This window comes from Agromyces cucurbitae, from assembly GCF_058349945.1.
In genome coordinates this window covers 47,039-72,885 of sequence record NZ_JBYRES010000004.1, presented here as the reverse complement: position 1 = coordinate 72,885, position 25,847 = coordinate 47,039, and the positions used below count along the sequence as shown (strand labels likewise).

The 25,847-nt window shown below is 71.9% G+C and carries 27 protein-coding genes and 1 pseudogene; 21 read left to right on the top strand and 7 right to left on the bottom strand.

The genetic code is table 11. From position 1 onward, the window contains the following. The first annotated feature begins 7 nt into the window (after window positions 1–7). Window positions 8–1,393, top strand: coding sequence for a M16 family metallopeptidase (locus tag AC3RJ6_RS14925; RefSeq protein ID WP_491427878.1), 1,386 nt, complete (start codon window positions 8–10; stop codon window positions 1,391–1,393). A gap of 34 nt (window positions 1,394–1,427) precedes the next feature. Next, a complete protein-coding gene (locus tag AC3RJ6_RS14920) occupies window positions 1,428–2,030 on the top strand; it encodes a histidine phosphatase family protein (RefSeq protein WP_491427877.1) in 603 nt (200 codons plus the stop codon). Window positions 2,031–2,034: 4 nt separating this feature from the next. On the opposite strand, the gene AC3RJ6_RS14915 is transcribed toward AC3RJ6_RS14920, so the two are convergent. After that, window positions 2,035–2,520: a GNAT family N-acetyltransferase gene (locus tag AC3RJ6_RS14915; RefSeq protein WP_491427876.1), complete on the bottom strand. Its 486-nt coding sequence runs from the start codon at window positions 2,518–2,520 to the stop codon at window positions 2,035–2,037. A gap of 121 nt (window positions 2,521–2,641) precedes the next feature. Here AC3RJ6_RS14915 and dapB point away from each other — a divergent pair, with 121 nt between their 5' ends. Beyond that, on the top strand, window positions 2,642–3,394 hold the full coding sequence (gene dapB, locus AC3RJ6_RS14910) for a 4-hydroxy-tetrahydrodipicolinate reductase (RefSeq protein ID WP_491427875.1): 753 nt from the start codon (window positions 2,642–2,644) through the stop codon (window positions 3,392–3,394). Beyond that, the gene (locus AC3RJ6_RS14905) at window positions 3,391–3,858 is read left to right on the top strand and encodes a hypothetical protein (RefSeq protein WP_491427874.1); all 468 of its coding nucleotides are present in this window, start codon (window positions 3,391–3,393) and stop codon (window positions 3,856–3,858) included. The genes dapB and AC3RJ6_RS14905 overlap by 4 nt, the downstream gene beginning before the upstream one ends. On the opposite strand, the gene AC3RJ6_RS14900 is transcribed toward AC3RJ6_RS14905, so the two are convergent. The 4 genes from AC3RJ6_RS14900 to AC3RJ6_RS14885 form a co-directional block, all read right to left on the bottom strand. Further along, a complete protein-coding gene (locus AC3RJ6_RS14900; RefSeq protein WP_491427873.1) occupies window positions 3,830–4,738 on the bottom strand; it encodes a TIGR01777 family oxidoreductase in 909 nt (302 codons plus the stop codon). The two genes, AC3RJ6_RS14905 and AC3RJ6_RS14900, sit on opposite strands and share 29 nt — an antisense overlap. 3 nt (window positions 4,739–4,741) lie before the next feature. Then, window positions 4,742–5,167: an OsmC family peroxiredoxin gene (locus tag AC3RJ6_RS14895; RefSeq protein ID WP_231431320.1), complete on the bottom strand. Its 426-nt coding sequence runs from the start codon at window positions 5,165–5,167 to the stop codon at window positions 4,742–4,744. Between the two features lie 88 nt (window positions 5,168–5,255). Continuing rightward, window positions 5,256–5,738, bottom strand: coding sequence for a DUF4395 domain-containing protein (locus AC3RJ6_RS14890; protein ID WP_491427872.1), 483 nt, complete (start codon window positions 5,736–5,738; stop codon window positions 5,256–5,258). Then, window positions 5,722–6,168, bottom strand: a complete 447-nt coding sequence (locus AC3RJ6_RS14885; protein WP_491427871.1) for a TlpA family protein disulfide reductase — start codon at window positions 6,166–6,168, stop codon at window positions 5,722–5,724. Before AC3RJ6_RS14885 ends, AC3RJ6_RS14890 begins: the two co-directional genes overlap by 17 nt. Window positions 6,169–6,259: 91 nt before the next feature. Between AC3RJ6_RS14885 and AC3RJ6_RS14880 the strand changes: the two genes are divergently transcribed. From AC3RJ6_RS14880 to AC3RJ6_RS14825, 12 genes and pseudogenes are all read left to right on the top strand, one after another. Next, entirely contained in the window at window positions 6,260–7,069 is an 810-nt protein-coding gene (locus AC3RJ6_RS14880; RefSeq protein ID WP_491427870.1) for a thymidylate synthase, read from the top strand. Further along, a complete protein-coding gene (locus AC3RJ6_RS14875) occupies window positions 7,066–7,641 on the top strand; it encodes a dihydrofolate reductase (protein ID WP_491427869.1) in 576 nt (191 codons plus the stop codon). Before AC3RJ6_RS14880 ends, AC3RJ6_RS14875 begins: the two co-directional genes overlap by 4 nt. 315 nt (window positions 7,642–7,956) lie before the next feature. Beyond that, a pseudogene (locus AC3RJ6_RS14870) lies at window positions 7,957–8,061 on the top strand (hypothetical protein); the annotation flags it as partial. 222 nt (window positions 8,062–8,283) lie between these two features. Further along, the gene (locus AC3RJ6_RS14865; RefSeq protein WP_491428355.1) at window positions 8,284–8,832 is read left to right on the top strand and encodes a DUF559 domain-containing protein; all 549 of its coding nucleotides are present in this window, start codon (window positions 8,284–8,286) and stop codon (window positions 8,830–8,832) included. Between the two features lie 162 nt (window positions 8,833–8,994). After that, window positions 8,995–9,969 carry a 4-hydroxy-tetrahydrodipicolinate synthase gene (dapA, locus tag AC3RJ6_RS14860; protein ID WP_491427868.1) on the top strand — a complete coding sequence of 325 codons (975 nt, stop codon included), beginning with the start codon at window positions 8,995–8,997 and terminating at the stop codon, window positions 9,967–9,969. Window positions 9,970–10,050: 81 nt separating this feature from the next. Then, the gene (locus tag AC3RJ6_RS14855) at window positions 10,051–11,727 is read left to right on the top strand and encodes a ribonuclease J (RefSeq protein ID WP_491427867.1); all 1,677 of its coding nucleotides are present in this window, start codon (window positions 10,051–10,053) and stop codon (window positions 11,725–11,727) included. 120 nt (window positions 11,728–11,847) lie between these two features. Further along, on the top strand, window positions 11,848–12,909 hold the full coding sequence (locus AC3RJ6_RS14850; protein WP_491427866.1) for an efflux RND transporter periplasmic adaptor subunit: 1,062 nt from the start codon (window positions 11,848–11,850) through the stop codon (window positions 12,907–12,909). Further along, window positions 12,906–13,643, top strand: coding sequence for an ABC transporter ATP-binding protein (locus tag AC3RJ6_RS14845; protein ID WP_491427865.1), 738 nt, complete (start codon window positions 12,906–12,908; stop codon window positions 13,641–13,643). The genes AC3RJ6_RS14850 and AC3RJ6_RS14845 overlap by 4 nt, the downstream gene beginning before the upstream one ends. Next, window positions 13,640–14,881 carry an ABC transporter permease gene (locus AC3RJ6_RS14840; RefSeq protein WP_491427864.1) on the top strand — a complete coding sequence of 414 codons (1,242 nt, stop codon included), beginning with the start codon at window positions 13,640–13,642 and terminating at the stop codon, window positions 14,879–14,881. Before AC3RJ6_RS14845 ends, AC3RJ6_RS14840 begins: the two co-directional genes overlap by 4 nt. 78 nt (window positions 14,882–14,959) lie before the next feature. Then, a complete protein-coding gene (locus AC3RJ6_RS14835) occupies window positions 14,960–17,872 on the top strand; it encodes an FtsK/SpoIIIE family DNA translocase (RefSeq protein WP_491427863.1) in 2,913 nt (970 codons plus the stop codon). Window positions 17,873–17,893: 21 nt separating this feature from the next. Further along, window positions 17,894–18,490 carry a CDP-diacylglycerol--glycerol-3-phosphate 3-phosphatidyltransferase gene (pgsA, locus tag AC3RJ6_RS14830; protein WP_491427862.1) on the top strand — a complete coding sequence of 199 codons (597 nt, stop codon included), beginning with the start codon at window positions 17,894–17,896 and terminating at the stop codon, window positions 18,488–18,490. Then, entirely contained in the window at window positions 18,487–19,086 is a 600-nt protein-coding gene (locus AC3RJ6_RS14825; protein ID WP_491427861.1) for a CinA family protein, read from the top strand. The genes pgsA and AC3RJ6_RS14825 overlap by 4 nt, the downstream gene beginning before the upstream one ends. Here the strand turns inward: AC3RJ6_RS14825 and AC3RJ6_RS14820 are convergent. Both AC3RJ6_RS14820 and AC3RJ6_RS14815 read right to left on the bottom strand, forming a co-directional pair. After that, complete coding sequence (locus AC3RJ6_RS14820; RefSeq protein ID WP_491427860.1) at window positions 19,056–19,766, bottom strand: response regulator; 711 nt, start codon at window positions 19,764–19,766, stop codon at window positions 19,056–19,058. The two genes, AC3RJ6_RS14825 and AC3RJ6_RS14820, sit on opposite strands and share 31 nt — an antisense overlap. Beyond that, window positions 19,763–21,391 (bottom strand): ATP-binding protein, encoded by a 1,629-nt coding sequence (locus AC3RJ6_RS14815; protein WP_491427859.1) that lies wholly within the window; start codon window positions 21,389–21,391, stop codon window positions 19,763–19,765. Before AC3RJ6_RS14815 ends, AC3RJ6_RS14820 begins: the two co-directional genes overlap by 4 nt. Before the next feature lie 194 nt (window positions 21,392–21,585). On the opposite strand from AC3RJ6_RS14815, the gene AC3RJ6_RS14810 reads away from it, so the two are divergent. The 5 genes from AC3RJ6_RS14810 to AC3RJ6_RS14790 all read left to right on the top strand — a co-directional run bounded on the left by AC3RJ6_RS14810 (window position 21,586) and on the right by AC3RJ6_RS14790 (window position 25,599). After that, window positions 21,586–22,671, top strand: a complete 1,086-nt coding sequence (locus tag AC3RJ6_RS14810; protein WP_491427858.1) for a Bug family tripartite tricarboxylate transporter substrate binding protein — start codon at window positions 21,586–21,588, stop codon at window positions 22,669–22,671. A 116-nt stretch (window positions 22,672–22,787) separates the two neighbouring features. Continuing rightward, window positions 22,788–23,276: a tripartite tricarboxylate transporter TctB family protein gene (locus AC3RJ6_RS14805; protein ID WP_491427857.1), complete on the top strand. Its 489-nt coding sequence runs from the start codon at window positions 22,788–22,790 to the stop codon at window positions 23,274–23,276. Next, window positions 23,269–24,828 (top strand): tripartite tricarboxylate transporter permease, encoded by a 1,560-nt coding sequence (locus AC3RJ6_RS14800; RefSeq protein WP_491427856.1) that lies wholly within the window; start codon window positions 23,269–23,271, stop codon window positions 24,826–24,828. The genes AC3RJ6_RS14805 and AC3RJ6_RS14800 overlap by 8 nt, the downstream gene beginning before the upstream one ends. 154 nt (window positions 24,829–24,982) lie before the next feature. Next, complete coding sequence (locus tag AC3RJ6_RS14795; RefSeq protein ID WP_130351053.1) at window positions 24,983–25,291, top strand: helix-turn-helix domain-containing protein; 309 nt, start codon at window positions 24,983–24,985, stop codon at window positions 25,289–25,291. Between the two features lie 65 nt (window positions 25,292–25,356). Further along, the gene (locus AC3RJ6_RS14790) at window positions 25,357–25,599 is read left to right on the top strand and encodes a DUF3046 domain-containing protein (protein WP_491427855.1); all 243 of its coding nucleotides are present in this window, start codon (window positions 25,357–25,359) and stop codon (window positions 25,597–25,599) included. Window positions 25,600–25,847 lie beyond the last annotated feature (248 nt).

Here is a 25,847-nt window from a genome sequence, read left to right as displayed (position 1 = left end):
GTTCGGGATGAACGGCGCCGTCGACCTCCCACTCGGCCAGGCCGAGCTCTCGTTCGAGGCGACGGGCGGCTCGCGCGTGCGGCGTTCGGTGCTCCCCTCGGGCGTCCGGGTGCTGAGCGAGCAGGTTCCGGGCAGCCGGAGCGTGACGATCGGCTTCTGGGTCGCGGTCGGCTCGCGCGACGAGCAGGCGGCGGATGCCGCGGGGCCGGCGAGCCTCGGGTCGACCCACTTCCTCGAGCACCTGCTGTTCAAGGGCACGGCGAAGCGCACGGCACTCGACATCGCGATCTCGTTCGACTCCGTCGGCGGCGAGCACAACGCGCTCACCGCCAAGGAGTACACCTGCTACTACGCGAAGGTGCAGGACCGGGACCTGCCGATGGCCGTCGAGGTGCTCGCCGACATGTTCACCTCGTCGCTCCTCGACGCCGACGAGTTCGAGACCGAGCGCGGCGTCATCCTCGAAGAGCTGTCGATGGCGGGCGACGACCCGGCCGATGTCGCGAACGAGCGCTTCTTCCGCACCGTGCTCGGCGACCACCCGCTCGGGCGCCCGATCGGCGGCGACCCGGCGACGATCCGAGCGGCGACCCGCTCGGCCGTGCACGAGCACTACCGCGCCAACTACCGCCCGCAAGACCTGGTCGTCACGGTTGCGGGCGCGGTCGACCACGACGCGCTCGTCACCGATCTCGTGCGCGCCCTCGGCGATGCGGGCTGGCGCCTCGACGAGGCCGGCGACCCCGTCGCGCGCCGCTCGACCGACCAGGCGGTGCTCGCCACGGGGCATCCGCTCACGGTCGTCGAGCGGCCGACCGAGCAGGTGAACCTGCTCGTCGGCGTGCCCGGCCTCGTCGCGACCGACGAGCGCCGGTCGACCATGAGCATGCTCAACGCGATCTTCGGCTCCGGCATGTCGTCGCGCCTCTTCCAGCAGGTGCGCGAGCGCCGGGGCCTCGCCTACGCCGTCTACTCGTTCGCGCCCGCCTACTCCGACGCGGGGCTCTTCGGCATGTACGCGGGGTGCGCTCCGGCGAAGGCCGGAACCGTCGCCGAGCTCATGCGCGACGAGCTCGAGCGCCTCGCACGCGACGGGGTCACCGCCGACGAGCTGCAGCGGGCCGCCGGCCAGCTCGCGGGCGCCTCGGCGCTCGCGCTCGAAGACTCCGACACCCGCATGTCGAGGCTCGGCCGCGCCGAGCTCACGCTCGGGGAGTTCGCAGACCTCGACGAGGCGCTGCGGCGCATCGCACGCGTCACCGTCGACGACGTGCGCGCGCTCGCAGACGAACTCGTCTCCCGGCCGTTCTCGGTGGTCGCCGTGGGTGCGATCGACGAGGCGGCCTTCACCGGCGCGGTCGACCAGCTCGCGCCGAGCACCGACGTCGCCTGATCGCGACCCTACGAGCAGTACAGGAACGATATCCGTGGCACACCACCTCTATCTCGTGCGGCATGGCGAGCAGCTCGACGCCGAACACGGGCTGCCCGACGGCCCGCTCTCACCGAGAGGTCGCCGCCAGGCCGAGCTCCTGGCCGAGCGGCTCGGCGGCATCCCGTTCGACCACGCGTGGCACTCGCCGCTCCAGCGAGCCACCGAGACCGCCGAGATCATCGCCGCGAAGATGCCGGCGCTGAACCCCGAGCCGTCGGCGCTCCTGTTCGACTGCATCCCGTCGGGACCGGCGCCCGAGACCCCGAAGTTCTACGACCCGTTCTTCGGCTCGGTCACCGAGGAGGAGATCGAGGCCGGCAGCGCGCAGATGGCCGACGCCGTCGCCGAGTTCCTGCGTTCGCACCGCGACGACCGCCACGAGCTGCTCATCACCCACAACTTCGTGATCGGCTGGTTCGTGCGCGAGGTGCTCGGCGCCCCCGACTGGCGCTGGGTGTCGATCAACCAGGCCAACGCCGGGCTCACCGTGCTCACGCAGAAGCCGGGGCGACCGTGGAGCCTCGTCGTGCACAACGACCTCTCGCACCTGCCGCCCGAGCTGCGGACGGGCCTGCCCGAGCCGTTCTCGATCTGATCGCTCAGACCCGCTTGCCGTACCAGTTCGTCGCGTTCGGGTTGGCGTTGTAGGGCTCGATGTCGACGTAGCCCGCCGAGCGGTAGAGCCCGCCGGCCGCCTCGAGCGACGCGTTCGTGTCGAGCACGAGCTCCTGGGCGCCGAACTCGACCGCCCGGCGCTCGAGCTCCGCGAGGAGGCGCTTGCCCTCGCCGCGGCCGCGACCGGCGGGGGCGAGCCAGAGGTGCTTGACCTCGAACCTGATCTCGTACGTCTCGGGGCGGCGCTGGATGCGCCGCACGCCGCCGCATCCGACGAGCTCGCCGCCGCGGTCGTCATCGACGACGACGAGGAACACGCCCGCAGGCGGCGTGAACTGCGCGGCATCGGGCCAGGTCGGGCGGTACGCGCCCTGCTCGACGGGGAAGCCCGCCGCGCGCTCGGCGAAGTACGCCTCGAGCAGTGCGTGGGCATCGGCATCGGTCACGGCGGCCTCGCGGTATCGCAGCATGCGTCGAGCATATTCGGCCGGCAGGCGGCGACGGCGGCCGCCCGCCGTGGCCGGCGGCGCGGGCGCGGTGCGCAGGATGCCGCGGCGGAGGTCCGCCGGTGCGCCTCGGTAGACTCGACGGGTGACGATCAAGGTCGCCGTGGCCGGAGCCACGGGCAAGATGGGGCAGCTGGCGATCCGACTCATCGAGGCGGCCGACGATCTCGAGCTGCACTCGGCGCTCGGCTCGGGCTCGAGCCTCGACGACATGCTCGGCGCCGACGTCGCGCTCGACGTCACGCACCCCGCGGCGAGCCCCGCCATCGTCGAGTTCGCGGCGGGCGCCGGCATCCCGATCGTGGTCGGCACCTCGGGCTGGTCGCGCGACCGCATCGCCGAGATCACGAAGTTCGTGCGCGGTCACGACGACGCCGGTGCGGTGCTGTTCGTGCCGAACTTCTCGATCGGCAGCGTGCTCGCCACGGCGTTCGCGTCGCTCGCCGCCCCCTACTTCGACTCGATCGAGATCATCGAGGCGCACCACGCCGGCAAGGTCGACTCGCCGTCGGGCACGGCCGTGCGCACCGCCGAGCTCATCGGCGAGGCCCGCGGCGCGGCCGGTCCGGTCTCGGCGCCCCACGCCGACCAGCGCGCCCGCGGCCAGCTCGTCTCAGGGGTCCCCGTGCACAGCCTGCGCATGGCGGGGACGCTCGCCGAGCAGCGCGTCATCATGGGCGGTGACGGCGAGACCCTGACGTTCACGCACTCGACGCTCTCGCCGAGCTCGTACGAGGCCGGCATCCTGCTCGCGCTCCGGCGCGCGCCCGAGGCATCCGGGGTCAGCGTGGGCCTCGACGCCCTGCTCGACCTCGGCCTGCCGGGCGCCGCACGATGACCGCTGCCGGCCGTCGCCGCGGGCTCACGGCCAAGACGGGCGCGCTCATCATGGCGGCGCTGCTCGCGCTGTACCTCGTGCTCATCGGATGGCGCGCCGTGCAGTTCATCGGCACGGGCGAGCCCGTCGCCGTCGTGATGGGCGTCGCGCTCATCGTGCTGCCCGTCATCGCCGTGTGGGCGCTCTGGCGCGAACTCGCGTTCGGCATCCGCTCGCAGGAGCTCATCAGGCGCCTGAACGACGAGGGCGGCACCGACCTCGGACTGCCGCTGCGCCCGAGCGGACGCGGCGATCGGGCGGCGGCCGACGCCGAGTTCGGCCGGTTCAAGGCCGAGGTCGAGGCCGACGAGGACTCGTGGCGCGCCTGGCTGCGACTCGGCCTCGCCTACGACGCGGCGGGCGACCGCCGTCGCGCGCGTCAGGCCGTGCGCCGGGCTATCGAGCTCGATCGGCGGCAGCTCTGACCATCGCGTCGATCGCCGACTCGACGGTCGAGTGCGTGAACCGGTAGCCGTCGTCGATGAGGCGCTGCGGCCGCACCTTCTGGCTCGCGAGCAGCAGCTCGTCGGCGGCGCTGCCGAGCGCGAGCTCGAGCATCTTCTCGGGAACACCGAACACGTGCGGGCGCCGCATCCGCTCCGCCATCGCCCGCATCACCCGATCGGCCGTGGCCGGGGTGGGCCCGACGAAGTTGACCGGGCCCGCCACCTTCGAGTCGAGCAGGTGCACGAGCGCCCCGACCTCGTCGTCGAGGGCGATCCACGGCCAGTGCTGGCCGCCCGTGCCCAGCCTGCTCGACAGGCCGAACTTCGTCAGGGTCGCGACGCGCTGGATCGCGCCGCCGCCCGCACCCACCACGAGCCCCGTGCGCACGAGCACGGTGCGGGTCTCCTCAGGGGCGAGCGACGCGGCCGCCTCCCACCGTCCGACGACCTCAGAGAGGAATCCGCCGCCGGCGCTCGAGTACTCGGTCAACAGCTCGCCCGGCCGGTCGCCGTAGTAGCCGACGGCCGACGCGCTGAGGAACACCGTCGGCGGCGTGCGCGCCTTGCGCATCGCGTCGGCGAGGGTGCGGGTCGCGGTGATCCGCGACTCGAGTATCTCGTCGCGGTACCGCTTCGTCCACGGCAGCCGTGCGAGCGAGGCACCGGCGAGGTTCACGACCGCGTCGACGCGATCCATCACGGTGAAGTCGATGATGCCCGCGGCCGGCGACCACGAGACCTCGTCGGACTCGTGCGCACGACGGCGCACGAGTCGCACGACCTCGTGGCCGTCGGCGCGGAGCCGGGCCCCGAGCGAGGTGCCGATGTAGCCCGAGGCACCGGCGATCAGGACCCGCATCGATCAGGCGAGTTCGGCTTCGATCGTGATCGGGATGCCGGCGAGCGCCTGCGAGATCGGGCAGCCCGCCTTCGCGTCGTTCGCGAACGCCTCGAACTCGGCCTCGCTGAGGCCCGGCACGCGTGCGCTCACGAGCAGGTGGCTGCCGAGCACGCCCTTGCCCGGCTCGAAGGTCACGGCCGCGGTCGTCTGGATGCTCTCGGCGGGGTTGCCGGCCTCGGCGAGCGCGAGCGAGAGCGCCATCGAGAAGCACGACGAGTGCGCCGCCGCGAGGAGCTCTTCGGGGTTGGTCGTGTTCGCGACGCCCTCGGCGCGCGCCTTCCAGTTCACGGGGAAGTTCGCGAGCCCCGACGAGTCGAGGGCGACGTCGCCCGATCCCTCGAACAGGGTGCCCTTCCAGACGGTGGTCGCTTCACTGGTGAGTGCCATCGGGTTCCTCCACTTCGAGCCGGGCTCTCAGCCTAGCGGGGGAGCGTGCGTCGCAGGCAGGGCTCGTGACCGGTCGGATGCCGCCGCCTCACGCCGTGCGGATCACCCGGGCGCGCACGAGCCACAGGTACAGCCAGCAGCCCAGGCAGAACCCGAACACGGCGTTGAGGAAGGCGGCGAAGAACGCGATCGCTGCCGCGATCGGCACCGCGAGCGGGACGCCGACCAGGGCGAGCACGATGCCCGCGAGCGTCACGGCGAAGCCGACGCCCTGGGCGAAGGTCGGCGGCCGCGGGTCCTCGAGCTCGGGCGGCGGCGCGAGCCGGGGCCGGACGAGCCGCTTGAAGAGCAGCCCGTAGGGATGCCTGGCGATTCCGGCGAACGCGCCCCACGCGAAGAGCGCGGCGATCGCGACGAGCAGCCAGAACGCGGCCGCCTCGGCGCCCGCCACGGCGAGCACGACGGTCACGAGCAGCAGCACCGCCGTGATGCCCGCGCCGAAGCGGGGCCCGCGCGGATCGATGCCGCGCGGGGCGGTGGTCGCCGCCGGTCGGTCAGCGGACGTCGACATGCTGCCTCCCGAGCACCTGGTCGAGTTCTGCGCGCACCACGTCGGCGCGCGGCGCCCCGCCGATGCGCACGCGCACGATGCCGTCGGCATCGACGACGAGCGTCGTCGGGGTCTGGGTCACGTGGAAGCGGTCGGCCAGGCCGGCACGATGCGTCAGGTCGACCTCGACGTGCCCGACGCCCGTCGTCTCGCCGGCGATGCCGGCGAGCAGACGTGCGGCCCCGGGGCAGCGGCTGCAGAACTCGGTCGAGAACTGCACGAGCGTCGCACGGTCGCCGAACTCCTCGGGGTCGACGCCGAGGTCGGCCGGGACCACCCGGGCACCCGAACCGGTCGCCGCGCGGCCCTGGCCGGAGCGCCACACGAGCCCGACGACCGTGGCCGCGGCGACGAGCGCGGCGCCGACGGCGAGGGCGAGCACGAGATCCATGGTCCGACCGTACGGCGGCTCGTGAACGCCACGGCGACTGTGACGACGAATGACGCCCGCCCCGGGGCATCCGGGGGTTAGCCTTGACGGGATGTCCGAGACGATCGCCACCCCGTACGAAGACCTCCTCCGCGACGTGCTCGAGCACGGCGAGGCGAAGACCGACCGCACCGGAACGGGCACGCGCAGCGTGTTCGGCCGTCAGTTGCGGTTCGACCTCTCGAAGGGGTTCCCGCTCATCACGACGAAGCGCGTGCACTTCAAGTCGATCGCGTACGAGTTGCTGTGGTTCCTGCAGGGCTCGTCGAACGTCGGCTGGCTGCAGGAGCACGGCGTCACCATCTGGGACGAGTGGGCCGACGCCGACGGCGAGCTCGGCCCCGTATACGGCGTGCAGTGGCGCTCGTGGCCGACGCCCTCGGGCGAGGTCATCGACCAGATCGCCGACGTCGTCGCGCAGATCCGCGAGAACCCCGACTCGCGCCGGCTCATCGTCTCGGCGTGGAACCCGGCCGACATCCCCTCGATGGCGTTGGCGCCGTGCCACGCGCTGTTCCAGTTCTACGTCGCCGACGGCCGGCTGTCGTGCCAGCTCTACCAGCGCAGCGCCGACCTCTTCCTCGGCGTGCCCTTCAACATCGCGTCGTACGCGCTGCTCACGCACATGGTCGCCGCGCAGACCGGCCTCGAGGTCGGCGACTTCGTGTGGACGGGCGGCGACTGCCACATCTACGACAACCACGTCGAGCAGGTGACCGAGCAGCTCACCCGCGAGCCCTACCCGTACCCGACGCTCCGGCTCGCCCGGGTGCCCGAGTCGATCTTCGACTACGAGTACGACGACTTCGTGGTCGAGGGGTACCGGCACCACCCGGCGATCCGCGCCGCCGTCGCCGTATGAGCGAGGATGCCGCGGCGCCGACGTCGGACTCGGCGGCTTCGCCGCGCATCGGTCTCGTCTGGGCGCAGGCCGACGGCGGCGTCATCGGCCGCGACGGCGGAATGCCGTGGCACGTGCCCGAGGACCTGGCGCACTTCAAGGCCGTGACCATGGGCGAGCCGGTCGTGATGGGCCGCAAGACCTGGGACTCGCTCGACCCGCGGTACCGGCCCCTGCCCGGCCGGCGCAACATCGTCGTGACCCGGCAGGCCGGCTGGGCGGCCGACGGCGCCGAGCGCGCGGGCTCGCTCGACGAGGCGCTCGCGCTCGCCGCCGCCGTCGAACGCGCGTGGCTGATCGGCGGCGGGCAGCTCTTCGCCGAGGCGCTCGAGCGATCCGACCTCGCCGGTGTCGTCGACCTCGTCGAGGTCACCGAGCTCGTGCATCCCGATGGATTCGCCCCCGAACCGGGCGACGTGCTCGCCCCGGCCCTGCCGGCCGGCTTCGAGCTCGTCGCCGCGGACCCCGTCGACGGCGCGCACGTGTCGCGCAGCGGCATCCGCTACCGGTTCCTCACCTACCGCCGCGCCTGACCCGGCGCGCTTCGCAGTTCATCGGTTCGCAGGAGGATCCGCGCCATTCGTCGCCTCACGGGCTTCAACGGCTGATCTGATCCTGCGACTCACGACCGCTCGTGGCGTCGCAGCGGCGAGCGCCGACCAGTCGAAGGATCAGTCAGGCGTTTCGGCGGCCAAGGCGTCCGGATCGGACAAATCCTCCTGCGACTCGACCGCACGCCCGACATCGTGCGCTCGCGACTCGTCCTCGACAGGTGACTCGCCCGGTCAGCTCTTCCCGGACCGCGACACGGCCGGTCGAGGGGGCGTACGCGGGCGCAGTCTCGGAAGATGCGCGTGCAGCCCTTCGACGTCCGCCGCCGGTGCGAGACTATCGGCGGTGTCGCGCGCACGGCCGAGCTCGCGCAGGTCGGCGTCGATGCCCACTCCCTGCGTGCGGCCGTACGGTCGGGCGAAGTCCGGCGGGTGCGCGAGGGCGTCTATGCGACGCCTGACGCTGCGGCCGACCTCATCGCCGCGGTCGCCCATGGTGGCACGCTCGGCTGTCGGAACCGGTTGGTGGAAGCGGGCTTGTGGCTGCTCGATCGTGACGATCGGCGGGTGCATGTCTCGATGCCGCGCACCGGCCGTCGTCGCACTCATGAGAACTGCGAATGCGTGCTCCACTGGAACGGCGGGCCGGCGTCGGGCGGACTCGCGCCGATCGTCGAGGCGCTCGCGCAAGTGCTCACGTGCTTCGGGCCGGAGGACTTCTTCGTCGCACTCGAGTCGGCCATGCGCAAGCGCCTCCTCACCCGATCGGCGGTGCAGCGCCTGCGCTCGCTCATCCCGAAGATGCATCTGCACCTCATCGACCTCGCCCACTGGAACGCCGACAGCGGCCTCGAATCCCTGCTGCGTCTACGACTGAAGCGCCTCGGCATCGACCTCGAGGCGCAGGTGCCGATTCCGGGAGTCGGGTGGGTCGACTTCACGATCGACGGGTGCATCGTGCTCGAGGTCGACGGCGTTCCCGGCCATGCCGACACGAAGCAGTCGCGTCACAAAGATCTCGTGCGCGACGCCGTCGCGTCGACGAGAGGATACGAGGCGTTGCGGTTCGACTACGCGCTCGTGGTGCATGACTGGCCGCTCGTCGAGGCAGCGATCCTCGCAGCACTCGACCGGGCTCGCGCGCGCTCGGCGCGGACAGGCCGCGTGCATTGACGAGTCGCAGGACCGAACCGGCTCGCAGGGCAGCGGCAAGGGCGATCGGTGCTTCTGCTCCTGCGACTCGCGAAGCGGTGTGATCCCACCGGCCCGGCGGGGCATGACCGATCGAGTCACGGCGGCCACGCGGCATCCCCCCGACCCGATACGCTGGTGGGCGTGACTCAAGAGAACCCCTTCGGACAAGTGCTCGTCGCGCTCGTCACGCCGATGACGGCGGACGGCGAGGTCGATTGGCCCGGGGTCGAGAAGCACATCGACGACGTCATCCGCGGCGGGGCCGACGGCATCGTCGTCACGGGCACCACCGGCGAGACCTCCACCCTCACCGACCCCGAGAAGCTGCGGCTCGTCGAGGTCGGCAAAGACGTGGCGGCCGGCCGGGCCAAGATCATCACGGGCGGCGGCTCCAACGAGACCGCGCACGCGATCGAGCTGTACAAGCATTCCGAGCAGGCCGGCGCCGACGGCATCATGATCGTCACGCCGTACTACAACAAGCCGACCCAGGCGGGCATCCTCACCCACTTCCGGATGGTCGCCGACGCGACCGACCTGCCGGTCATCCTCTACGACATCCCCGGTCGCACGGGCGTGCCGATCAAGTACGAGACGATCCTGCGGCTCGCGAAGCACCCGAACATCCTCGCGGTGAAAGACGCCAAGGGCGACTTCTCCGAGGTGAGCCGGGTGCTCAACCAGACCGACCTCATGTACTTCTCGGGCGACGACGCCAACGTGCTGCCGCACCTCTCGATCGGTGCGACGGGCCTCATCGGGGTCACCGCGAACATCGCGCCCGCGCCGTACCGCACGATCGTCGACGCCGTGAACCGCGGCGACCTGAAGGCCGCGACCGACGCGCACAAGCAGCTCGAGCCGCTCGTGCGCGCGACGATGACCCACGTGCCGGGCACCGTCGCGGCGAAGTACATCCTGCACGGCCTCGGCCGCATCTCGAGTCCTCGGGTGCGACTGCCGCTCGTCGGCCCCGAAGAGTGGGAGGCCGCGCTCATCGAAGACGAGATCGACCTCGTGCGCGGCGTCGAGGGCGTCGACTTCCACAACTTCCGACCCGACCGCAACGCCGCCGCCGGCGGCGCCCTGCCGAAGGTCGCGGGCACGACCCGCTGAGCGGCCGCGCCCACCACGAGACATCCGCGGCGCCCGAGCGCGTCGCACCGAACTGAACACCGCGAACGTAAGGAGGGCACTGTGCCCGACACCGTCATCGATCCCGCTCCGCTCGAGGCAGGGACGCTCCGCATCATCCCGATCGGCGGCCTGGGAGAGGTCGGCCGCAACATGACGAGCTACGAGATCGACGGCAAGATCCTCATCGTCGACTGCGGCGTGCTCTTCCCCGAGGAGCACCAGCCGGGCGTCGACCTGATCCTGCCCGACTTCGGCTTCCTCCGCGAGCGCCTCGACGACATCGTGGGCGTCGTGCTCACGCACGGTCACGAGGACCACATCGGCGCGGTGCCGTACCTGCTGAAGCTCCGCGGCGACATCCCGCTCATCGGCTCGCAGCTCACCCTCGCGCTCGTCGAGGCGAAGCTCAAGGAGCACCGCATCGCGCCCTACACACTCACGGTGAAGGAGGGGCAGCACGAGGAGATCGGCCCGTTCGACCTCGAGTTCATCGCGGTCAACCACTCGATCCCCGACGCGCTCGCCGTCGCGATCATCACCGACGCGGGCACGGTGCTCGCGACGGGCGACTTCAAGATGGACCAGCTGCCGCTCGACGGCCGGCTCACCGACCTGCGCGAGTTCGCCCGCCTCGGCGAAGAGGGCGTCGACCTGTTCATGGTCGATTCCACGAACGCGGATGTCCCGGGGTTCACGCCGCTCGAACGCGAGATCGGCCCCGTGCTCGACCAGGTGATCTCGCGCGCGCCGAAGAAGGTCGTCGTCGCGAGCTTCTCGAGCCACGTGCACCGCGTGCAGCAGGTGCTCGACGCGGCGCACGCGAACGGTCGCCGTGTCGCGCTCCTCGGTCGCAGCATGGTGCGCAACATGACGATCGCCGCCGACCTCGGCTACCTCAACGTGCCCGAGGGCGTGCTCGTCGACTACAAGAAGGCCGGCGACATCCCCGACGACAAGATCGTCTACATGTCGACGGGCTCGCAGGGCGAGCCGATGGCGGTGCTGAGCCGCATGGCGAACCGCGACCATCAGATCGAGATCGGCGAGGGCGACACGGTGATCCTCGCCTCGAGCCTCATCCCGGGCAACGAGAACGCGGTCTACCGGGTGATCGACGGCCTGACGAAGCTCGGCGCGAACGTCGTGCACAAGGCGAATGCGAAGGTGCACGTCTCGGGCCACGCGGCCGCGGGCGAGCTGCTCTACTGCTACAACATCCTCAAGCCGGCGAACGTGCTCCCGATCCACGGCGAGTACCGTCACCTGCAGGCGAACGCGAAGCTCGCCCGCGACACCGGCATCCCCGCCGAGAACACCTTCATCGGTGAGAACGGCACGGTCTACGACATGACCGACGGCGTCGTGCGCGAGGTCGGCCAGCTCGACCTCGGCTTCGTCTACGTCGACGGGTCGACGGTCGGCGAGATCACCGACGCCGACCTGAAGGACCGCCGCATCCTGGGTGAGGAGGGCTTCATCTCGGTGATCGTCGTGGTCGACGCCACGACCGGGCGCGTCATCTCGGGCCCCGAGATCCACGCCCGCGGCTTCGCCGAGGACGACGCCGTGTTCGAGGACGTCAAGCCGAAGATCGTGGCCGCCCTCGCCGACGCCGCGCAGAACGGCGTGCGCGATTCGCACGCACTGCAGCAGCTCGTGCGCCGCACGCTCGGTACGTGGGTGAACCGGCGCCTGCGCCGTCGCCCCATGCTCGTGCCGCTCGTCATCGAGGCGTAGCCGCCGGTCGGGGTTCGCCCCGATTCCTCCCTGAGAAGGATTCCTTCTCGCTCGCCGACTCCATAGGGTGGGGGAGATGCCCGCGGCCCTTCATCCCGGGCGACCCGACGAAGGAGTGCCGTGGGCGTCTGGCGCAAGTGGATCTTCCCGATCGTTCGCATCGTGGTCATCGCGGTCATCGCGGTGGCCCTCACGAAGCTGGCGTTCTTCCCCGATCGCTCGGAGCCCGAGGCCGAGGCGCTCACGCCGACGGGCTCGGTGACCGAGCCGCAGGTCCCGGTCGAGCGCGGCGTGATCGCGAACGACGTGCTGCTCACCGGCACGGTCGATGCGGATGCCTCGGTGCCGGTGAAGGCCGCGGCCACGGGGCCGGTCGACGAGGTGTTCGCGAAGGTCGGCCAGCGAGTCGACGCCGGGCAGAAGCTGTTCGACATCAAGGTGGAGGACGAGCTCGACGCCGTCGCGGTCGCCGAGCCCGAGACGCCGCCCGCGGGTGGCGCCGCCCCGGTCGCGTCCCCGCCGCAGCCGACGTTCCACTACGAGAAGGTGCTCGCCCCGGTCGCGGGCGTGCTCTCGTCGCTCGATGTCATCCCGGGGCAGCCGGTCTCGACCGGGGAGGTCGCCGGCCAGGTGGCGCCGCCGAGCTTCAGCGTGACCGCGACGTTGAGTCCCGAGCAGCAGTACCGGCTGACGAGCGCTCCGACGGAGGCGGTCGTGACGATCGCCGGCGGGCCCGCCCCGTTCACGTGCACGGGCCTGAAGATCTCCACCCCGCTCGCCGGGAGCGGCCAGCAGGCAGGTGACAGCGGCGGGTCGGCGCCCGAGGGCGGGTCGACGACGACCGTGCGGTGCGCCGTGCCCGCCGACGTGCAGGTGTTCGCGGGACTGACGGCGCAGGTGAAGATCTCGGCGGGCAGCGCCGAGGACGTGCTCACCGTGCCCACGACGGCCGTCGAGGGCGGCGCCGAGACGGGCGTCGTCTGGCTCGTCGGCGACGACGGCGAACCCGTGGAGCAAGAGGTCAAGCTCGGTCTCTCGGACGGCTCGAAGGTCGAGGTCATCGAGGGCCTCGGCGAGGGCGACCTGGTGCTGCAGTTCGTGCCGGGCGCCGAGGCCGGCGAGGGCGAGGCGTGCGTGGCGACGTCCGACGGCGCCATGATGTGCGGGACACCGGTCAAGTGAGCCTCGTCGTCGCGCAGGGCGTCGGACGGACGGTGGAGCTGGCCGACGGCTCGCCGCTCGAGATCCTCACCGATGTCGACCTCGAGATCGCCGAGGGCGACCGGGTCTCGATCGTCGGGCGCAGCGGGTCGGGCAAGTCGACGCTGCTCAACCTGCTGGGCCTCCTCGACCTGCCCACGGCGGGGGAGCTGCACTGCCTCGGCGTCGACGTGCGCCGCACCCGCAGCGGCACGCGCGACCGGCTCCGCGGTGACGGCATCGGCTTCGTGTTCCAGCAGTTCAACCTGCTGCCCGGGCGCACGGCCCTCGAGAACGTGCAGACGCCGCTGCTCTACGCGGGCGGTCGCTCGTTCTGGCGCCGCGAACGGCTCGCGACGGAGATGCTCGAGCGCGTGGGGCTCGGCGCCCGGCTCGATGCCAAGCCCGAACGGCTCTCGGGCGGCGAGCAGCAGCGCGTCGCGATCGCGCGGGCGCTCGTGCGACGACCCCGACTCATCCTCGCCGACGAACCGACGGGTGCGCTCGATCTCGAGACCGGCGCCGAGGTCATGTCGCTCATCGAGTCGGTGGCCGACGAGACGGGCGCCGCACTCGTCACGATCACCCATGATCCGTCGATCGCGGCTCGTGCGAACCGGCACTTCCGGCTCGTGAGCGGGCACCTCGAGGCGCACGAGACGGCCCTGGCCGCATCGGCGATCGCGCCGGGCACGTCCGACGAGGCCGCGGCGTGAGGCGCGCGATCGTCGGGTTCGCGACGTCGGTGGTCGCGACCGTGGTCGAGGCCTTCGAGGAGCTCCGCGTGCACAAGGGGCGCGTGCTCCTCTCCCTGATCGGCGTCGCCGCGGCCGTCTGCGCGCTCGCGACGGTCGTCGGCGCCGGGGCGATAGCCGAGCAGGCCGGACGCGAGCTGCAGGAGCGCAGCGGCGGCCGGCCGGCGACGGTCAGCCTCAACGCGTACAGCATGACGGGCACCATCGACCCCGCGCAGGCCGACGTCGCCTGGCAGGACGCCCTCGACCGCCACGGCATCGACTTCGCGAGCCGCGTCGGCTGGGGCGGGCTCTCCGTGCCCTTCGCCGACGGCGCGCTGCAGGTGCAGGCGCAGGTCGTCGATCCCGACTACGGGGTGATCCACCGCGTCGCGGTGTCGGAGGGCCGCTGGTTCACCGATCGCGACGCCGACCGGCTCGCGCCGGCGCTCGTCGTCAACGAGGCGTTCTGGTCGAAGATCGGTCGGCCGCCGCTCGCGACGCACCCGGTCGTCGAACTCGTCGGCTCGGATCGCGTCGACGCGGTCGTCGTCGGGGTGACCCCGGCCCAGAGCGAGTGGGACACGCAGCCGACGATGTTCGTGCTGACCGACGCGTACCTCGCGCTGCAGCCCGACACCCCCGACCCCGTGATGGGCGCGTTCATGCCCTCGTACGAGATGTGGGTGCCCGACGGCGTCTCCGATGAGCTGACCGAGTCGATGCGGGCGGCGTTCCGCGAGGGCCTCGGCGACGGGGCGAACGTCGACGGCTGGCGAAGCGACTACGCCGCGATGGGCGACGATCCCTACCTGCCGCTCAAGCTCACCGTCGCCGGGGTCGCGGTCGTGATCCTGCTGCTCGGTGCGCTCGGACTCGTCACGGTGTCGCTCGTCACGGTCCGCACCCGGATCCGGGAGATCGGCATCCGCCGGTCGTTCGGGGCGTCTGCGGGGCGCGTGTTCTTCGCGGTGCTCATGGAATCGGTCGTCGGCACCTTCGTCGCGGGCGTCGTCGGCGTCGGCATCTCGATCGCGCTCGTGCGCAGCCCCCTCATGGGCATGGCGCTCGGTGGTGCGCAGATCGAGGACATGCCGGGCTTCCCGGTCGAGGCCGCGGTCATCGGCATCGCGGCGGCGGTCGCCGTCGGCGCGCTCGCGGGGCTCGTGCCCGCCCTCGCCGCCGTGCGGGTCCGGGTGATCGATGCGATCCGGTTCTGATGCTCGCTCCCGCCCCGATCGCGAACACCCCCGGCGACCTACCGGGCCGTGTCGGCCTGCGGCCGTAGCCTTGTGAGCATGGCTACGGGCACCAAGTCGAACGGGCGCGCCTCGGGCACCTCGTCCCGCGGCGGCAGCTCGCGCACCTCGGCGTCGAAGACGGCACCGACGAAGAAACTGCCGGCGGCGTCGACGCGCGCCACGTCGGCGAAGAAGCCGGCACCGGCGTCGACCGGTCCCAACGTCGTCGTCAAGGCCTGGATGGGGCTCGCCCACCTGACCGGCGGCGCAGCCCGCGCGCTCGGGCCCGAGACCCTGCAGAAAGACGAGCGCCGCGACGGGCTGCCGTTCTTCCTCGTGCTGCTCGCGGTCGCGGGCGCCGTCGTCGAGTGGTTCTTCATCAACGAGCCCGTGGCGCAGACGCTCGACTCGTGGACGTTCGGCATGCTGTTCGGGCGCGTCGCGTTCGCCCTGCCGATCATCATGCTGCTGTTCGCGATCTGGCTCTTCCGGCACCCGAGCTCGGTGCACGACAACACGCGCATCGGCATCGGTCTCGGCCTGCTGCTCGTGAGCGTCTCGGCCCTGTGCCACATCTTCGGCGGCCAGCCCGAGCCGAGCGACGGCATGGCCGTGCTGGCACGGGCCGGCGGCATCCTCGGGTGGATGCTCGCGGCCCCGCTCATCCTGCTGATCACCGAGGTGGGCGCGGCGATCGTCGTGATCCTGCTCGTCGTGCTCTCGGTGCTCATCATCACGAAGACCCCGCCGAACCGCATTCCGGCGCGATTCCGCGAACTGTACGCCTGGCTGTTCGGCGCCCCCGACGAGGTCGAGCCCGAGCCCGAGCCCGATGCCGCGGCGAAACCGTCGCGCCGCAAGAAGGAGAAGAGCGTCCCGACCGAGCTCGACGGCCTCGACGGCGAGTCCGACGACGACGCGTCGCCCGGCCTCGTGCCGTGGTGGCGTCGCAACGCGAACGGGCGTGAAGAGGACCCCGACTTCGAGGCCTCGGGTGTCGACGGCCTCACCGAGGTGTTCGGCGCGGGCTCCGCGGCGGGCAGCTTCGACAGCCCCATCGAGGGCGCCGGCGGCGCCGACGCGTACGGCACGGAGTTGCTCGGCGACCTCGAGCGGGCGGAGTCCGCGGTCGCGAACTTCGCGGGCGACCCGCAGTCCGCAGGCATCGGGCTGCGCGGCGACGACGCCGGGGCGACCCAAGCGATCCCGCTCTACGACGCGGCCGCGGACTTCGCGCCCGATGCGGTCGGCACCGGCGCCGAGGCATCCCTCGTGCCGGCCGAAGCCGACGCGGGCGACCAGCCCGACCGGCCGTACTTCCTGCCGTCGGCCGCGACGCTCGCGGCCGGCCCGCCGGCGAAGTCGCGGTCGCAGGCGAACGACGACGTCGTGCGCCAGATCACGGGCGTGCTCGAGCAGTTCTCGGTCGACGCGAAGGTGACCGGGTTCTCCCGCGGTCCGACGGTGACGCAGTACGAGATCGAGCTCGGCCCGGGTGTGAAGGTCGAGCGGGTCACGGCGCTCTCGAAGAACCTCGCCTACGCGGTCGCGTCCAACGAGGTGCGCATCCTCTCGCCGATCCCGGGCAAGAGCGCGATCGGCGTCGAGATCCCGAACGCCGACCGCGAGACGGTGACGCTCGGCGACGTGCTGCGCTCGCACGCGGCGGTCGGGGCGAAGCACCCGATGACGATCGGCGTCGGCAAGGACGTGGGCGGCGGTTACGTCGTCGCGAACCTCGCGAAGATGCCGCACCTGCTCGTCGCCGGCTCCACCGGCTCGGGCAAGTCGAGCTTCGTGAACTCGATGATCACGAGCCTGCTCATGCGGGCGAAGCCCTCCGACGTGCGCATGGTGCTCATCGACCCGAAGCGCGTCGAGCTCGCGCCGTACGCCGGCGTGCCGCACCTGATCACCCCCATCATCACGAACCCGAAGAAGGCGGCCGAGGCGCTGCAGTGGGTCGTGAAGGAGATGGACATGCGGTACGACGACCTCGCGTCGTTCGGGTTCCGCCACATCGACGACTTCAACAAGGCCGTCGTGAACGACGAGATCGTGCTGCCCGCGGGCTCCGAGCGCAAGCTCAAGCCCTACCCCTACCTGCTCGTCGTGGTCGACGAGCTCGCCGACCTCATGATGGTCGCCCCGCGCGACGTCGAGGACTCGATCGTGCGCATCACGCAGCTCGCGCGCGCGTCGGGCATCCACCTCGTGCTCGCGACGCAGCGGCCGTCGGTCGACGTCGTCACGGGCCTCATCAAGGCCAACGTGCCGTCGCGCCTCGCCTTCGCGGTGACGAGCGTGACCGACTCGCGAGTCATCCTCGACCAGCCCGGCGCCGACAAGCTCATCGGGCAGGGCGACGCGCTGTTCCTGCCTATGGGGGCGTCGAAGCCGCTCCGCGTGCAGGGCGCCTGGGTCACCGAGGCCGAGATCGAGAAGGTCGTCACCCACGTGACGCGGCAGGCGCGCCCCGAGTACCGTCAAGACGTCGCCGCCGCCGTCGAGCGGAAGGAGATCGACTCCGACATCGGCGACGACCTCGAGTTGCTGCTCGCCGCGGCCGAGCTCGTCGTCTCGACCCAGTTCGGCTCGACCTCGATGCTCCAGCGCAAGCTGCGCGTCGGCTTCGCCAAGGCGGGCCGGCTCATGGACCTGCTCGAGTCCCGCGAGATCGTCGGTCCGTCCGAGGGATCGAAGGCGCGCGATGTGCTCGTGACTGCCGAGCAGCTGCCGGGCGTGCTCGCGAAGCTGCGCGGCGAGCCGAGCGCTCCGTCCGCACCGGTGCCGGGCGCAGCCGTGGCCGCCGCAGCGGCGGCACCCGCTCCGTCGGCGCCCGCGGCGCCGGCCCGGTACGACGTCGACGATCGGTACGACGATCCCGTCGGGCGCATCCCCGAGGGCCTCGAAGAGGTCGAGGCCGAGGGCGGCGACGAAGACGCCTGGGGGCTCACCGGCAGAGACTGAGCGCCCGGTATCCTTGGCGTCATGACCTCCTCCGCCGAAGGGCGCGCCCGATCGGCGAACTGGAACCTGCCGAACGCGATCACGATCGTCCGGATCCTGCTCGCGCCAGTGTTCTTCTGGCTCCTCCTCGCCGATGACGGGCAGGGCGGCCCGATGCGCTGGGCGGCGACGGCGCTCTTCGTCATCGCGATCGCGACCGACGGCATCGACGGGCACATCGCCCGCAGCCGAGGACTCGTCACCGATCTCGGCAAGATCCTCGACCCGATCGCCGACAAGCTGCTCACGAGCGGCGCGCTCGTCTGCCTGTCGATCCTCGGCGAGGTGCCCTGGTGGGTCACGGGGCTCATCGTGCTGCGCGAGGTGGGCATCACCGTCTGGCGCTTCGTCGAGCTCGGGCGCGGCAACGTCGTTCCGGCCTCGTCGGGCGGCAAGCTGAAGACCGTCGTGCAGGCCGTCGCGATCTCGTTCGCCCTCGCGCCGCTGCCGGCTCTGCTCGGTGAGTGGATGGCCTGGGTGAACGCCGTGCTGCTCGCGGCCGCGCTCGTGCTCACGGTGTGGTCGGGCCTGCTCTACGTCCGCGATGCCGTGCGGCTCGCGAGGGGCACCTCGGCGTGACCGGGCCGGGCGCGGCCGGCGACGACGCGACCGCGCGCCTCGTCGCGGAGCTCACGCGGCGCGGCCTGCGCATCGCGGTCGCCGAGTCGCTCACGGGCGGGCTCCTCGCGGCCGGGCTCACGAGCGTTCCCGGCGCCTCGCTCGTCGTCTCGGGCGGCGTGGTCGCCTACGACACGGCGGTGAAGGGGTCGCTGCTCGGGGTCGACGCCGACCTGCTCCGGCGCGAGGGCGCCGTGCATCCCGAGGTGGCTCGGCAGATGGCGGCGGGCGCGCGCACGGCGCTCGCGGTCGCGGGACGCCCTGCCGACATCGGGCTCTCGACGACCGGGGTCGCCGGTCCTGACCTGCAGGACGGACGCGCGGTCGGCACCGTGTTCGTCGGCATCGCGGTCGGCGACCGGGTGGAGGTGATCGACCTGGCACTCTCGGGCGATCGCGCGTCGATCCGGCGGCAGACGGTGGCCGCCGCGATCCGGGCAGCGCTCGACGCGCTCGACGCGATCGACGCGATCGACGCGCTCGACGCGCTCGACGAGCTCGACGAGCTCGGCGCCGCCGGCGACCGTCAGCGCGAGGAGGACCCCGGCACGCGGTAGCGATGCTCGGGGCGTCCGGCCGAGCCGTACCGGGGCGCGACCTCGGCGGCGCCGGTCGAGACGAGGTGCTCGAGGTAGCGTCGGGCACTCACCCGCGACATCCCGAGCAGCTCGGCGATCTCGGCGGCCGAGGCGTCCCCGGCGCACGAGGCCAGGCCGGCGGCGACCCGCTCGAGGCTCACGGCCGACAGGCCCTTCGGCAGGGCGCCACGGCGCACCGGTGCCGAGCCGATGACCTGGTCGACCGCACGCTGGTCGAGCGGCACGGCCCGCGTCGAGCGGTCGGCGTCGATGACGCGACGCACCTCCTCGAGTCGATCGCCGAGCTGCGCACCCGAGAACGGCTTCACGAGATAGTGGCGCACGCCGAGCGAACGGGCCCTGCGCACCGTCTCGAGGTCGCGTGCCGCGGTCACGGCGATGACCTCGACGTCGTCGCCCGAAGCGCGCAGCCGGCGCAGCACCTCGAGGCCGCCGAGGTCGGGCAGGTACACGTCGAGCAGCACGACGTCGGGACGATGCCGGGCGATGATCGCGAGTGCCTCGCCGCCGGTGTGGGCCTCCGCGACGACGGCGAACCCCGGCTGCGCCGCCACGAACGCACGGTTGACGCGTGCGACCGAGAGGTCGTCGTCGACGACGACGACCGCGATGTCGGACCAATGCGGCGCGTGGTTCATCGCGGCGGACCCCCGTGCGCGACTGCCGCAGACCGGTCGGATGCCGACGCCGCGGGCGACCACGGGATCCGCACGGTGAACGCGGCGCCGCCGAGCGGCGAGTCGCCGACCACGGCATCGCCGCCGAGGCGGCGGGCGATGCGCTGCACGATCGCGAGCCCGATGCCGCGTCGCGCCTTGCCGGGAGCGGGAGCCTTGCCCGAGACATCCGGTTCGAACACGGCCGCGCGTTGTGCCGGCGCGACGCCCGGCCCGTCGTCGTCGACGCGTACGACGACGGTGGCCGGCTCGAGGTCGTCGCGCACGCCGAGCATGACGCGACCGCCCAGCACGCACGCCTCGATCGCGTTGTCGAGCAGGTTGCCGACGATGGTGAGCAGCTCCGTGCGCGGCTCGCCCCCGCGTGGGGCATCGAGGTGCGCGTCGGGTGCGAGCTCGACGGCGACGCCGAGCTCCTGCGCGCGGGTGCGCTTCGCGAGCACGAGTGCCGCGACCTCGAGGTCCGCGACGCCGTCGTGGTCGTCGAGCACCGACAATGCGCCACCGCTGCCGACCCGCTCGATGAACTCGAGCGCCGCCTCGACGTGGCCGAGCTCGAGCAGCCCGCTCACGACGTGCAGCTTGTTCGAGAACTCGTGCGATTGCGCGCGCAGCCCCTCGGCGAGGCCCTGCGCCCCTTCGAGTTCGCGCAGCGTGGTCTCGAGCTCGGTGCGGTCGCGGAGGATGGCGATCGAGCCGATGTCGCGGCCGTCGATGCGCACCCGGTCGCCGTGCACGAGCAGCACCCGCTCGCCCGAGAGCACCGGGCTCTCGCGCTCCTCGCCCGAGACGATGAAGCGGGCGAGCGCGGGGTCGAGCACCTCGTCGACCGCGCGACCGAGCGCGCCCACGGCGTCGGCGAGGTCGAGGAGGCGCGCTGCGGCGTCGTTCACGAGCACGATGCGGCCGCGCTCGTCGACGGCCACGAGCCCCTCGCGGATGCCGTGCAGCATCGCCTCGCGGGTCTCGAGCATCGCCCTGATCTCGTCGGGCTCGAGCCCGTAGATGCGGCGCCGGATGACGCGGCCGATCCACGCCGAGCCGATGACGCCGAGCACGGCGGCCACGACGAGGGCGGCCACGAGCAGGGTCAGGTCGTCGAGGAAGTCGGCACGCAGCTCGGACTCGAGGATGCCGACGGACACCTGCCCCATGACCGAGCCGTCGTCGTCGAAGATCGGCACCTTGACGCGCCACGATTCGCCGAGCGTGCCGGTCTGGGTGCCGACGTAGACCTGCCCCGAGAGCGGGATCGTCGGGTCGGTCGACACCCGCTCGCCGATGCGGTCGGGGTTGGGGTGCGAGAAGCGGATGCCCTCGTCGTCGGAGACGACGATGTAGGTGACGTCGGAGGCCTCGCGGATCACCTCGGCGACCGGCTGGATCGTCGCGGCGGGATCGGCGTCGTCGAACGCCTCGGTGATGACCGGGAGCCCCGCGACCGACTGCGCGACGGCGATCATGCGGTCCTGGTACGCGTCGCGCAGCTGCTGCTCCTGCATCCACATCGCCGTGGCGCCGGTGCCGACGACCGTGACGAGCACGATCGCGAGCTGCAGCAGGAGCAGCTGCGTGCCAAGCGTCATCGACCGGACCACCCGTCAAGTGTGCCCCAGCTGGTGCGCCGCCCTCGCATCCGTCCCGCGACCAATACGACCGAATCGACCGAAACGACCAGTACGACCGTTACGACCGCAGCATTCCCCGACGCGGATGCCGCTCCTAGCGTCGACCCGAATCGATCGTCGTCCGCACTGCTGCGGACGCTCAAGGAGGAGAATTGCGATCTCACAGCGGGCCGAGCCTCTCGGCCGATCAGGGCGGCCGCACGGCCGCACGACCCATCGCCCGTCGGGCGGCCGCAGGCCTCGGCCTGGGGCTCGCCGGTGTGCTCGCCCTCGCGGCGTGCTCGAGCCCGGCCGCCGACGCGGAGTCCGGAGGCGACGGCTCCGGCGAGGCGGTGAGCTTCGACTCGGTGAACCTCATCGCGCCGGCCGATCCGGGCGGCGGCTGGGACCAGACGGCCCGGGCGATGTCGAAGGTGCTGACCGACGAGGACCTCGTCGGCTCGGCGCCCGTCGAGAACATCGGCGGCGCCGGCGGCACGGTCGGCCTCGCCGCGCTCGCCAACGAGAAGGACCCTGCGACGCTCATGGTGACGGGGCTCGTCATGGTCGGAGCCGTCGAGACGAACGCGTCGGCGAGCCGCATCGAGGACACGACGCCCATCGCGAAGCTGACCGAGGAGGCGCTCGTGGTCGTCGTGCCCGCCGACTCGCCGTACGAGACGACCGAGGACCTCGTCGACGCGATCGTCGAGGACGGGGCCGCCGTCTCGGTGACCGGCGGCTCGGCGGGCGGCGCCGACCACATCCTCGCCGGCATGCTGCTCGTCGAGGCAGGGGTCGATGCGGCCGACGTGCCGACGACGCTGAACTACATCCCGAACTCCGGCGGCGGCGAGGCCGTCACGATGCTCCTCGGAGGGACGGTGCAGGCGGGCATCTCGGGCGTCGGCGAGTTCGCCGAGCAGATCGAGGCGGGCGAGCTGCGCGCACTCGCGGTGTCGTCGCCCGAGCCGAGCGCGGTACTGCCCGACGTGCCGACCCTCGTCGACGAGGGCTACGACGTCGAGCTCACCAACTGGCGCGGTGTGCTCGCGCCGGGCGGCATCTCCGACGACGAGGCCGCGGCGCTCACCGAGCTCGTCACCGAGATGCACGACTCGGCGGGCTGGGCCGCCGAGCTCGAGGAGAAGGGCTGGGCCGACGCCTTCGAGACGGGCGACGAGTTCTCGTCGTTCCTCGACGCGAACATTGCCGAGGTCACCGGCACCCTGCAGACGATCGGCCTGGTCGAGCAGTGACCGATCCGGCCGAGGCTCCCCTCGACGCCCCCGCGTCGGGGGGAGCCCAGCCTCCGCTCGACGCCCCCGCGTCGGGGGGAGGCGAGGTTCCAACCGCCGGGCGCTCGCACGCACCGGTGGGGGAGTTCGCGTTCGCGGGGTTCTGCGCTGCGGTCGGGGTGTACGCGATCATCGGCGCCGGCTTCATCCGGGTGCCGCCGGGCTCGGCGAGCGTGCTGGGCCCGCGCGTCTTCCCGTACGCCGTCGGCGTGCTGCTGCTCGTCGCCGCCGCCGTCGTGCTCGTGCAGCTCGCTCGCGGTCACCGCGGCGTGCCCGACGACGGCGAGGACATCGATCCCGACGCACCGACCGACTGGCGCACCGTGGGACTCCTCGTGCTGTGCTTCGCGACGCAGCTCGTGCTCATCGAATTCGCCGGCTGGCCGTTCGCCGTGACGGTGCTCTTCGCGGGCGGCGCGCTCGCACTCGGCGCGAAGCGCTGGTGGGTCGCCCTCCTCATCGGGCTCGGCCTCGGGCTCGTCACGCAACTCGTCTTCGGCGCCTGGCTCGGGCTCTCGCTGCCCGCCGGCCCGCTCCTCGACTGGATCCCGATCTTCCATGGATAGCCTCAACGCCCTGCTCGAGGGCTTCGCCACGGCCCTGCAGCCGCAGTACCTGCTCTATGCGCTCTTCGGCGTCTTCGTCGGCACCGCGGTGGGCGTGCTGCCGGGCATCGGCCCCGCGATGACCGTCGCGCTGCTGCTGCCGCTCACGTACTCGCTCGACCCGACGGGCGCCCTCATCGTCTTCGCCGGCATCTACTACGGCGGCATGTACGGCGGCTCGACGACCTCGATCCTGCTGAACACGCCGGGGGAGTCCTCCTCGATCGTGACGGCCCTCGAGGGCAACCGCATGGCCAAGGCCGGCCGCGGAGCCGCGGCCCTCGCGACGGCGGCGCTCGGCTCCTTCGTCGCGGGTACCGCGGCCACGCTCGGCCTGACGTTCCTGGCGCCGGGCATCTCGAAGCTCGCCGTGCAGCTCGGCCCGGCCGACTACTTCGCGCTCATCGTCGTGGCCTTCCTCACGGTCGGGGCGCTGCTCGGCCCGAGCGTGCCGCGCGGGCTCGTCTCGCTCGGGCTCGGCCTCATGCTCGGGCTCGTCGGCACCGAGGTGCTCTCGGGCCAGCAGCGGTACACGCTCGGCGTCCCGAGCCTCGCCGACGGCATCGACGTCGTGATCATCGCGGTGGGGCTCTTCGCGCTCGGCGAGACGCTCTACGTGGCCTCCCGGCTCCGGCACGGCCCCGTGCGCGTCATCCCCGTCACCGGCGGCTGGCGCAGCTGGATGACGCGGCGCGACTGGTCCCGGTCGTGGCGGCCGTGGCTCCGGGGCACCGCGATCGGCTTCCCGATCGGCACGATCCCGGCCGGCGGCGCCGACGTGGCGACGTTCCTCTCGTACGCGACCGAGCGCAAGCTCGCGAAGGGCAACGCCAGGGCCGAGTTCGGGCGCGGAGCGATCGAGGGCGTCGCCGGCCCCGAGGCCGCGAACAACGCGGCCGCCGCGGGCGTGCTCGTGCCGCTGCTCACGCTCGGCCTGCCGACCACGGCGACCGCGGCCATCATCATCTCCGCGTTCCAGTCGTACGGCATCCGCCCCGGTCCGATGCTGTTCGAGAACCAGTCGGGTCTCGTCTGGGCGCTCATCGCGAGCCTCTACATCGGCAACGTCATGCTGCTCGTGCTCAACCTGCCGCTCGTCGGCATGTGGGTGAAGGTGCTGCGCATCCCGCGGCCGTACCTCTACGCCGGCATCCTCTCGTTCGCGGGCCTCGGCGCGTATGCGCTGCACTTCAACGTGTTCGACACGCTGCTCCTGCTCGTCGTGGGTCTCGCGGGCTTCCTGATGCGTCGCTACGGGTATCCCGTCGCACCGATGGTGGTCGGCGGCATCCTCGGCCCGATGGCCGAGGAGCAGCTCCGCAAGTCGATGGCGATCAGCCAGGGCGATCCCGCCTACCTCGTGCACTCGCCGTTCGCGGTCGTCGCCTACGCGACCCTCGCGGTGATCATCGTCGTCGGCCTCTGGCTGAAGCGCCGCAGGGCCCGGCTCGAGGCCTCCGCACCCGAGCCGATCACCGCGTCGCTGCCGGCCTGGGAGGACGAACCGAGGTAGCGGAATAGTCTTCGTGAACACCCTGTTACATGTGGCAGGTTCACACGAAAGCCCCAGTGTGCCACGCTAGATTCGAAGACATGAGCATCAGGTAGACTGACGCTCCCGTTTCCGGCTCCTGCGGGGTCGAGGCAGTGTAGAAGGAGGTTCCCCGATGGTTCTGGTTCGACAGGAGATCGGCGATGTGTTGAGGGACTTCCGCCTGCAGAAGGGGCGCACGCTCCGGCAGGTCGCGTCCAAGGCGAGTGTTGCGCTGGGGTACCTCAGCGAGGTCGAGCGGGGCCAGAAAGAGGCTTCCTCCGAGATCCTCGCCTCGGTCGCCGAGGCGCTCGACACGCCCATCTCGGTGATCATGCACGAGGTCGGCGACCGCATCGCGGTGCTCGAGGGCCTCTCGGTGGTGCCCGACAGCCTGCCCGACGAGCTCGTCGCCGAGTTCGACGCAGACATGATGGTCCGCTGACTCGATCGTTTCCATCTGTACTCCGGCCGGTCTTCTGACCGGCCGGAGCCGTTTCCGGAGGTGCCATGAAGCTCAGCGAGTTCCAGTTCGCCGTCGATGCCGAGTTCGGTGCGGGCTACGGCGGGGTCGTCGTCAACGACCTGGTGCTCGCATCACTCGGTGGGCGCACGGCGCGCGAGGCGCTCGCCGCGGGCGTGCGGCCGCGCGACGTCTGGCTCGCCCTCTGCGAGGCGACGGATGTCCCGGAGTCGCGTCGGCACGGGGCGGGCCGGCCGGTCCCCGGCCAAGCGGGCGGCGCCGCGCGCTGACGGCGACGCGTACGAAGGGCTGTTCGACACGCCGGGCGGCCGTTCGAACATCCGTTCGGTTCTGCGCTAGTGTCCTCAACAGCAGGAGGAACGGCGAATCCATCCACATCCTCACCCGCCAGGGCGTCGGATGTCGGTGGCCGGTCATACGGTCGATGCGTCGGGACATACCGCAACCGCCTTGTCGCGAGACGCCGCGGGTCGGCACCGGTTCAACCGGGGCCCGCAGCGAAGAACGACAGCCTAGA

Coding starts and splice junctions, on each gene's coding strand:
- AC3RJ6_RS14800 (WP_491427856.1), top strand. CDS start 23,269: ATGGATAGCCTCAACGCCCTGCTCGAGGGCTTCGCCACGGCCCTGCAG.
- AC3RJ6_RS14815 (WP_491427859.1), bottom strand. CDS start 21,391: ATGACGCTTGGCACGCAGCTGCTCCTGCTGCAGCTCGCGATCGTGCTC.
- AC3RJ6_RS14905 (WP_491427874.1), top strand. CDS start 3,391: ATGACCGCTGCCGGCCGTCGCCGCGGGCTCACGGCCAAGACGGGCGCG.
- AC3RJ6_RS14875 (WP_491427869.1), top strand. CDS start 7,066: ATGAGCGAGGATGCCGCGGCGCCGACGTCGGACTCGGCGGCTTCGCCG.
- AC3RJ6_RS14915 (WP_491427876.1), bottom strand. CDS start 2,520: ATGCTGCGATACCGCGAGGCCGCCGTGACCGATGCCGATGCCCACGCA.
- AC3RJ6_RS14900 (WP_491427873.1), bottom strand. CDS start 4,738: ATGCGGGTCCTGATCGCCGGTGCCTCGGGCTACATCGGCACCTCGCTC.
- AC3RJ6_RS14790 (WP_491427855.1), top strand. CDS start 25,357: ATGAAGCTCAGCGAGTTCCAGTTCGCCGTCGATGCCGAGTTCGGTGCG.
- AC3RJ6_RS14895 (WP_231431320.1), bottom strand. CDS start 5,167: ATGGCACTCACCAGTGAAGCGACCACCGTCTGGAAGGGCACCCTGTTC.
- AC3RJ6_RS14880 (WP_491427870.1), top strand. CDS start 6,260: ATGTCCGAGACGATCGCCACCCCGTACGAAGACCTCCTCCGCGACGTG.
- AC3RJ6_RS14835 (WP_491427863.1), top strand. CDS start 14,960: ATGGCTACGGGCACCAAGTCGAACGGGCGCGCCTCGGGCACCTCGTCC.
- AC3RJ6_RS14890 (WP_491427872.1), bottom strand. CDS start 5,738: ATGTCGACGTCCGCTGACCGACCGGCGGCGACCACCGCCCCGCGCGGC.
- AC3RJ6_RS14885 (WP_491427871.1), bottom strand. CDS start 6,168: ATGGATCTCGTGCTCGCCCTCGCCGTCGGCGCCGCGCTCGTCGCCGCG.
- AC3RJ6_RS14795 (WP_130351053.1), top strand. CDS start 24,983: ATGGTTCTGGTTCGACAGGAGATCGGCGATGTGTTGAGGGACTTCCGC.
- AC3RJ6_RS14925 (WP_491427878.1), top strand. CDS start 8: ATGAACGGCGCCGTCGACCTCCCACTCGGCCAGGCCGAGCTCTCGTTC.
- pgsA (WP_491427862.1), top strand. CDS start 17,894: ATGACCTCCTCCGCCGAAGGGCGCGCCCGATCGGCGAACTGGAACCTG.
- AC3RJ6_RS14820 (WP_491427860.1), bottom strand. CDS start 19,766: ATGAACCACGCGCCGCATTGGTCCGACATCGCGGTCGTCGTCGTCGAC.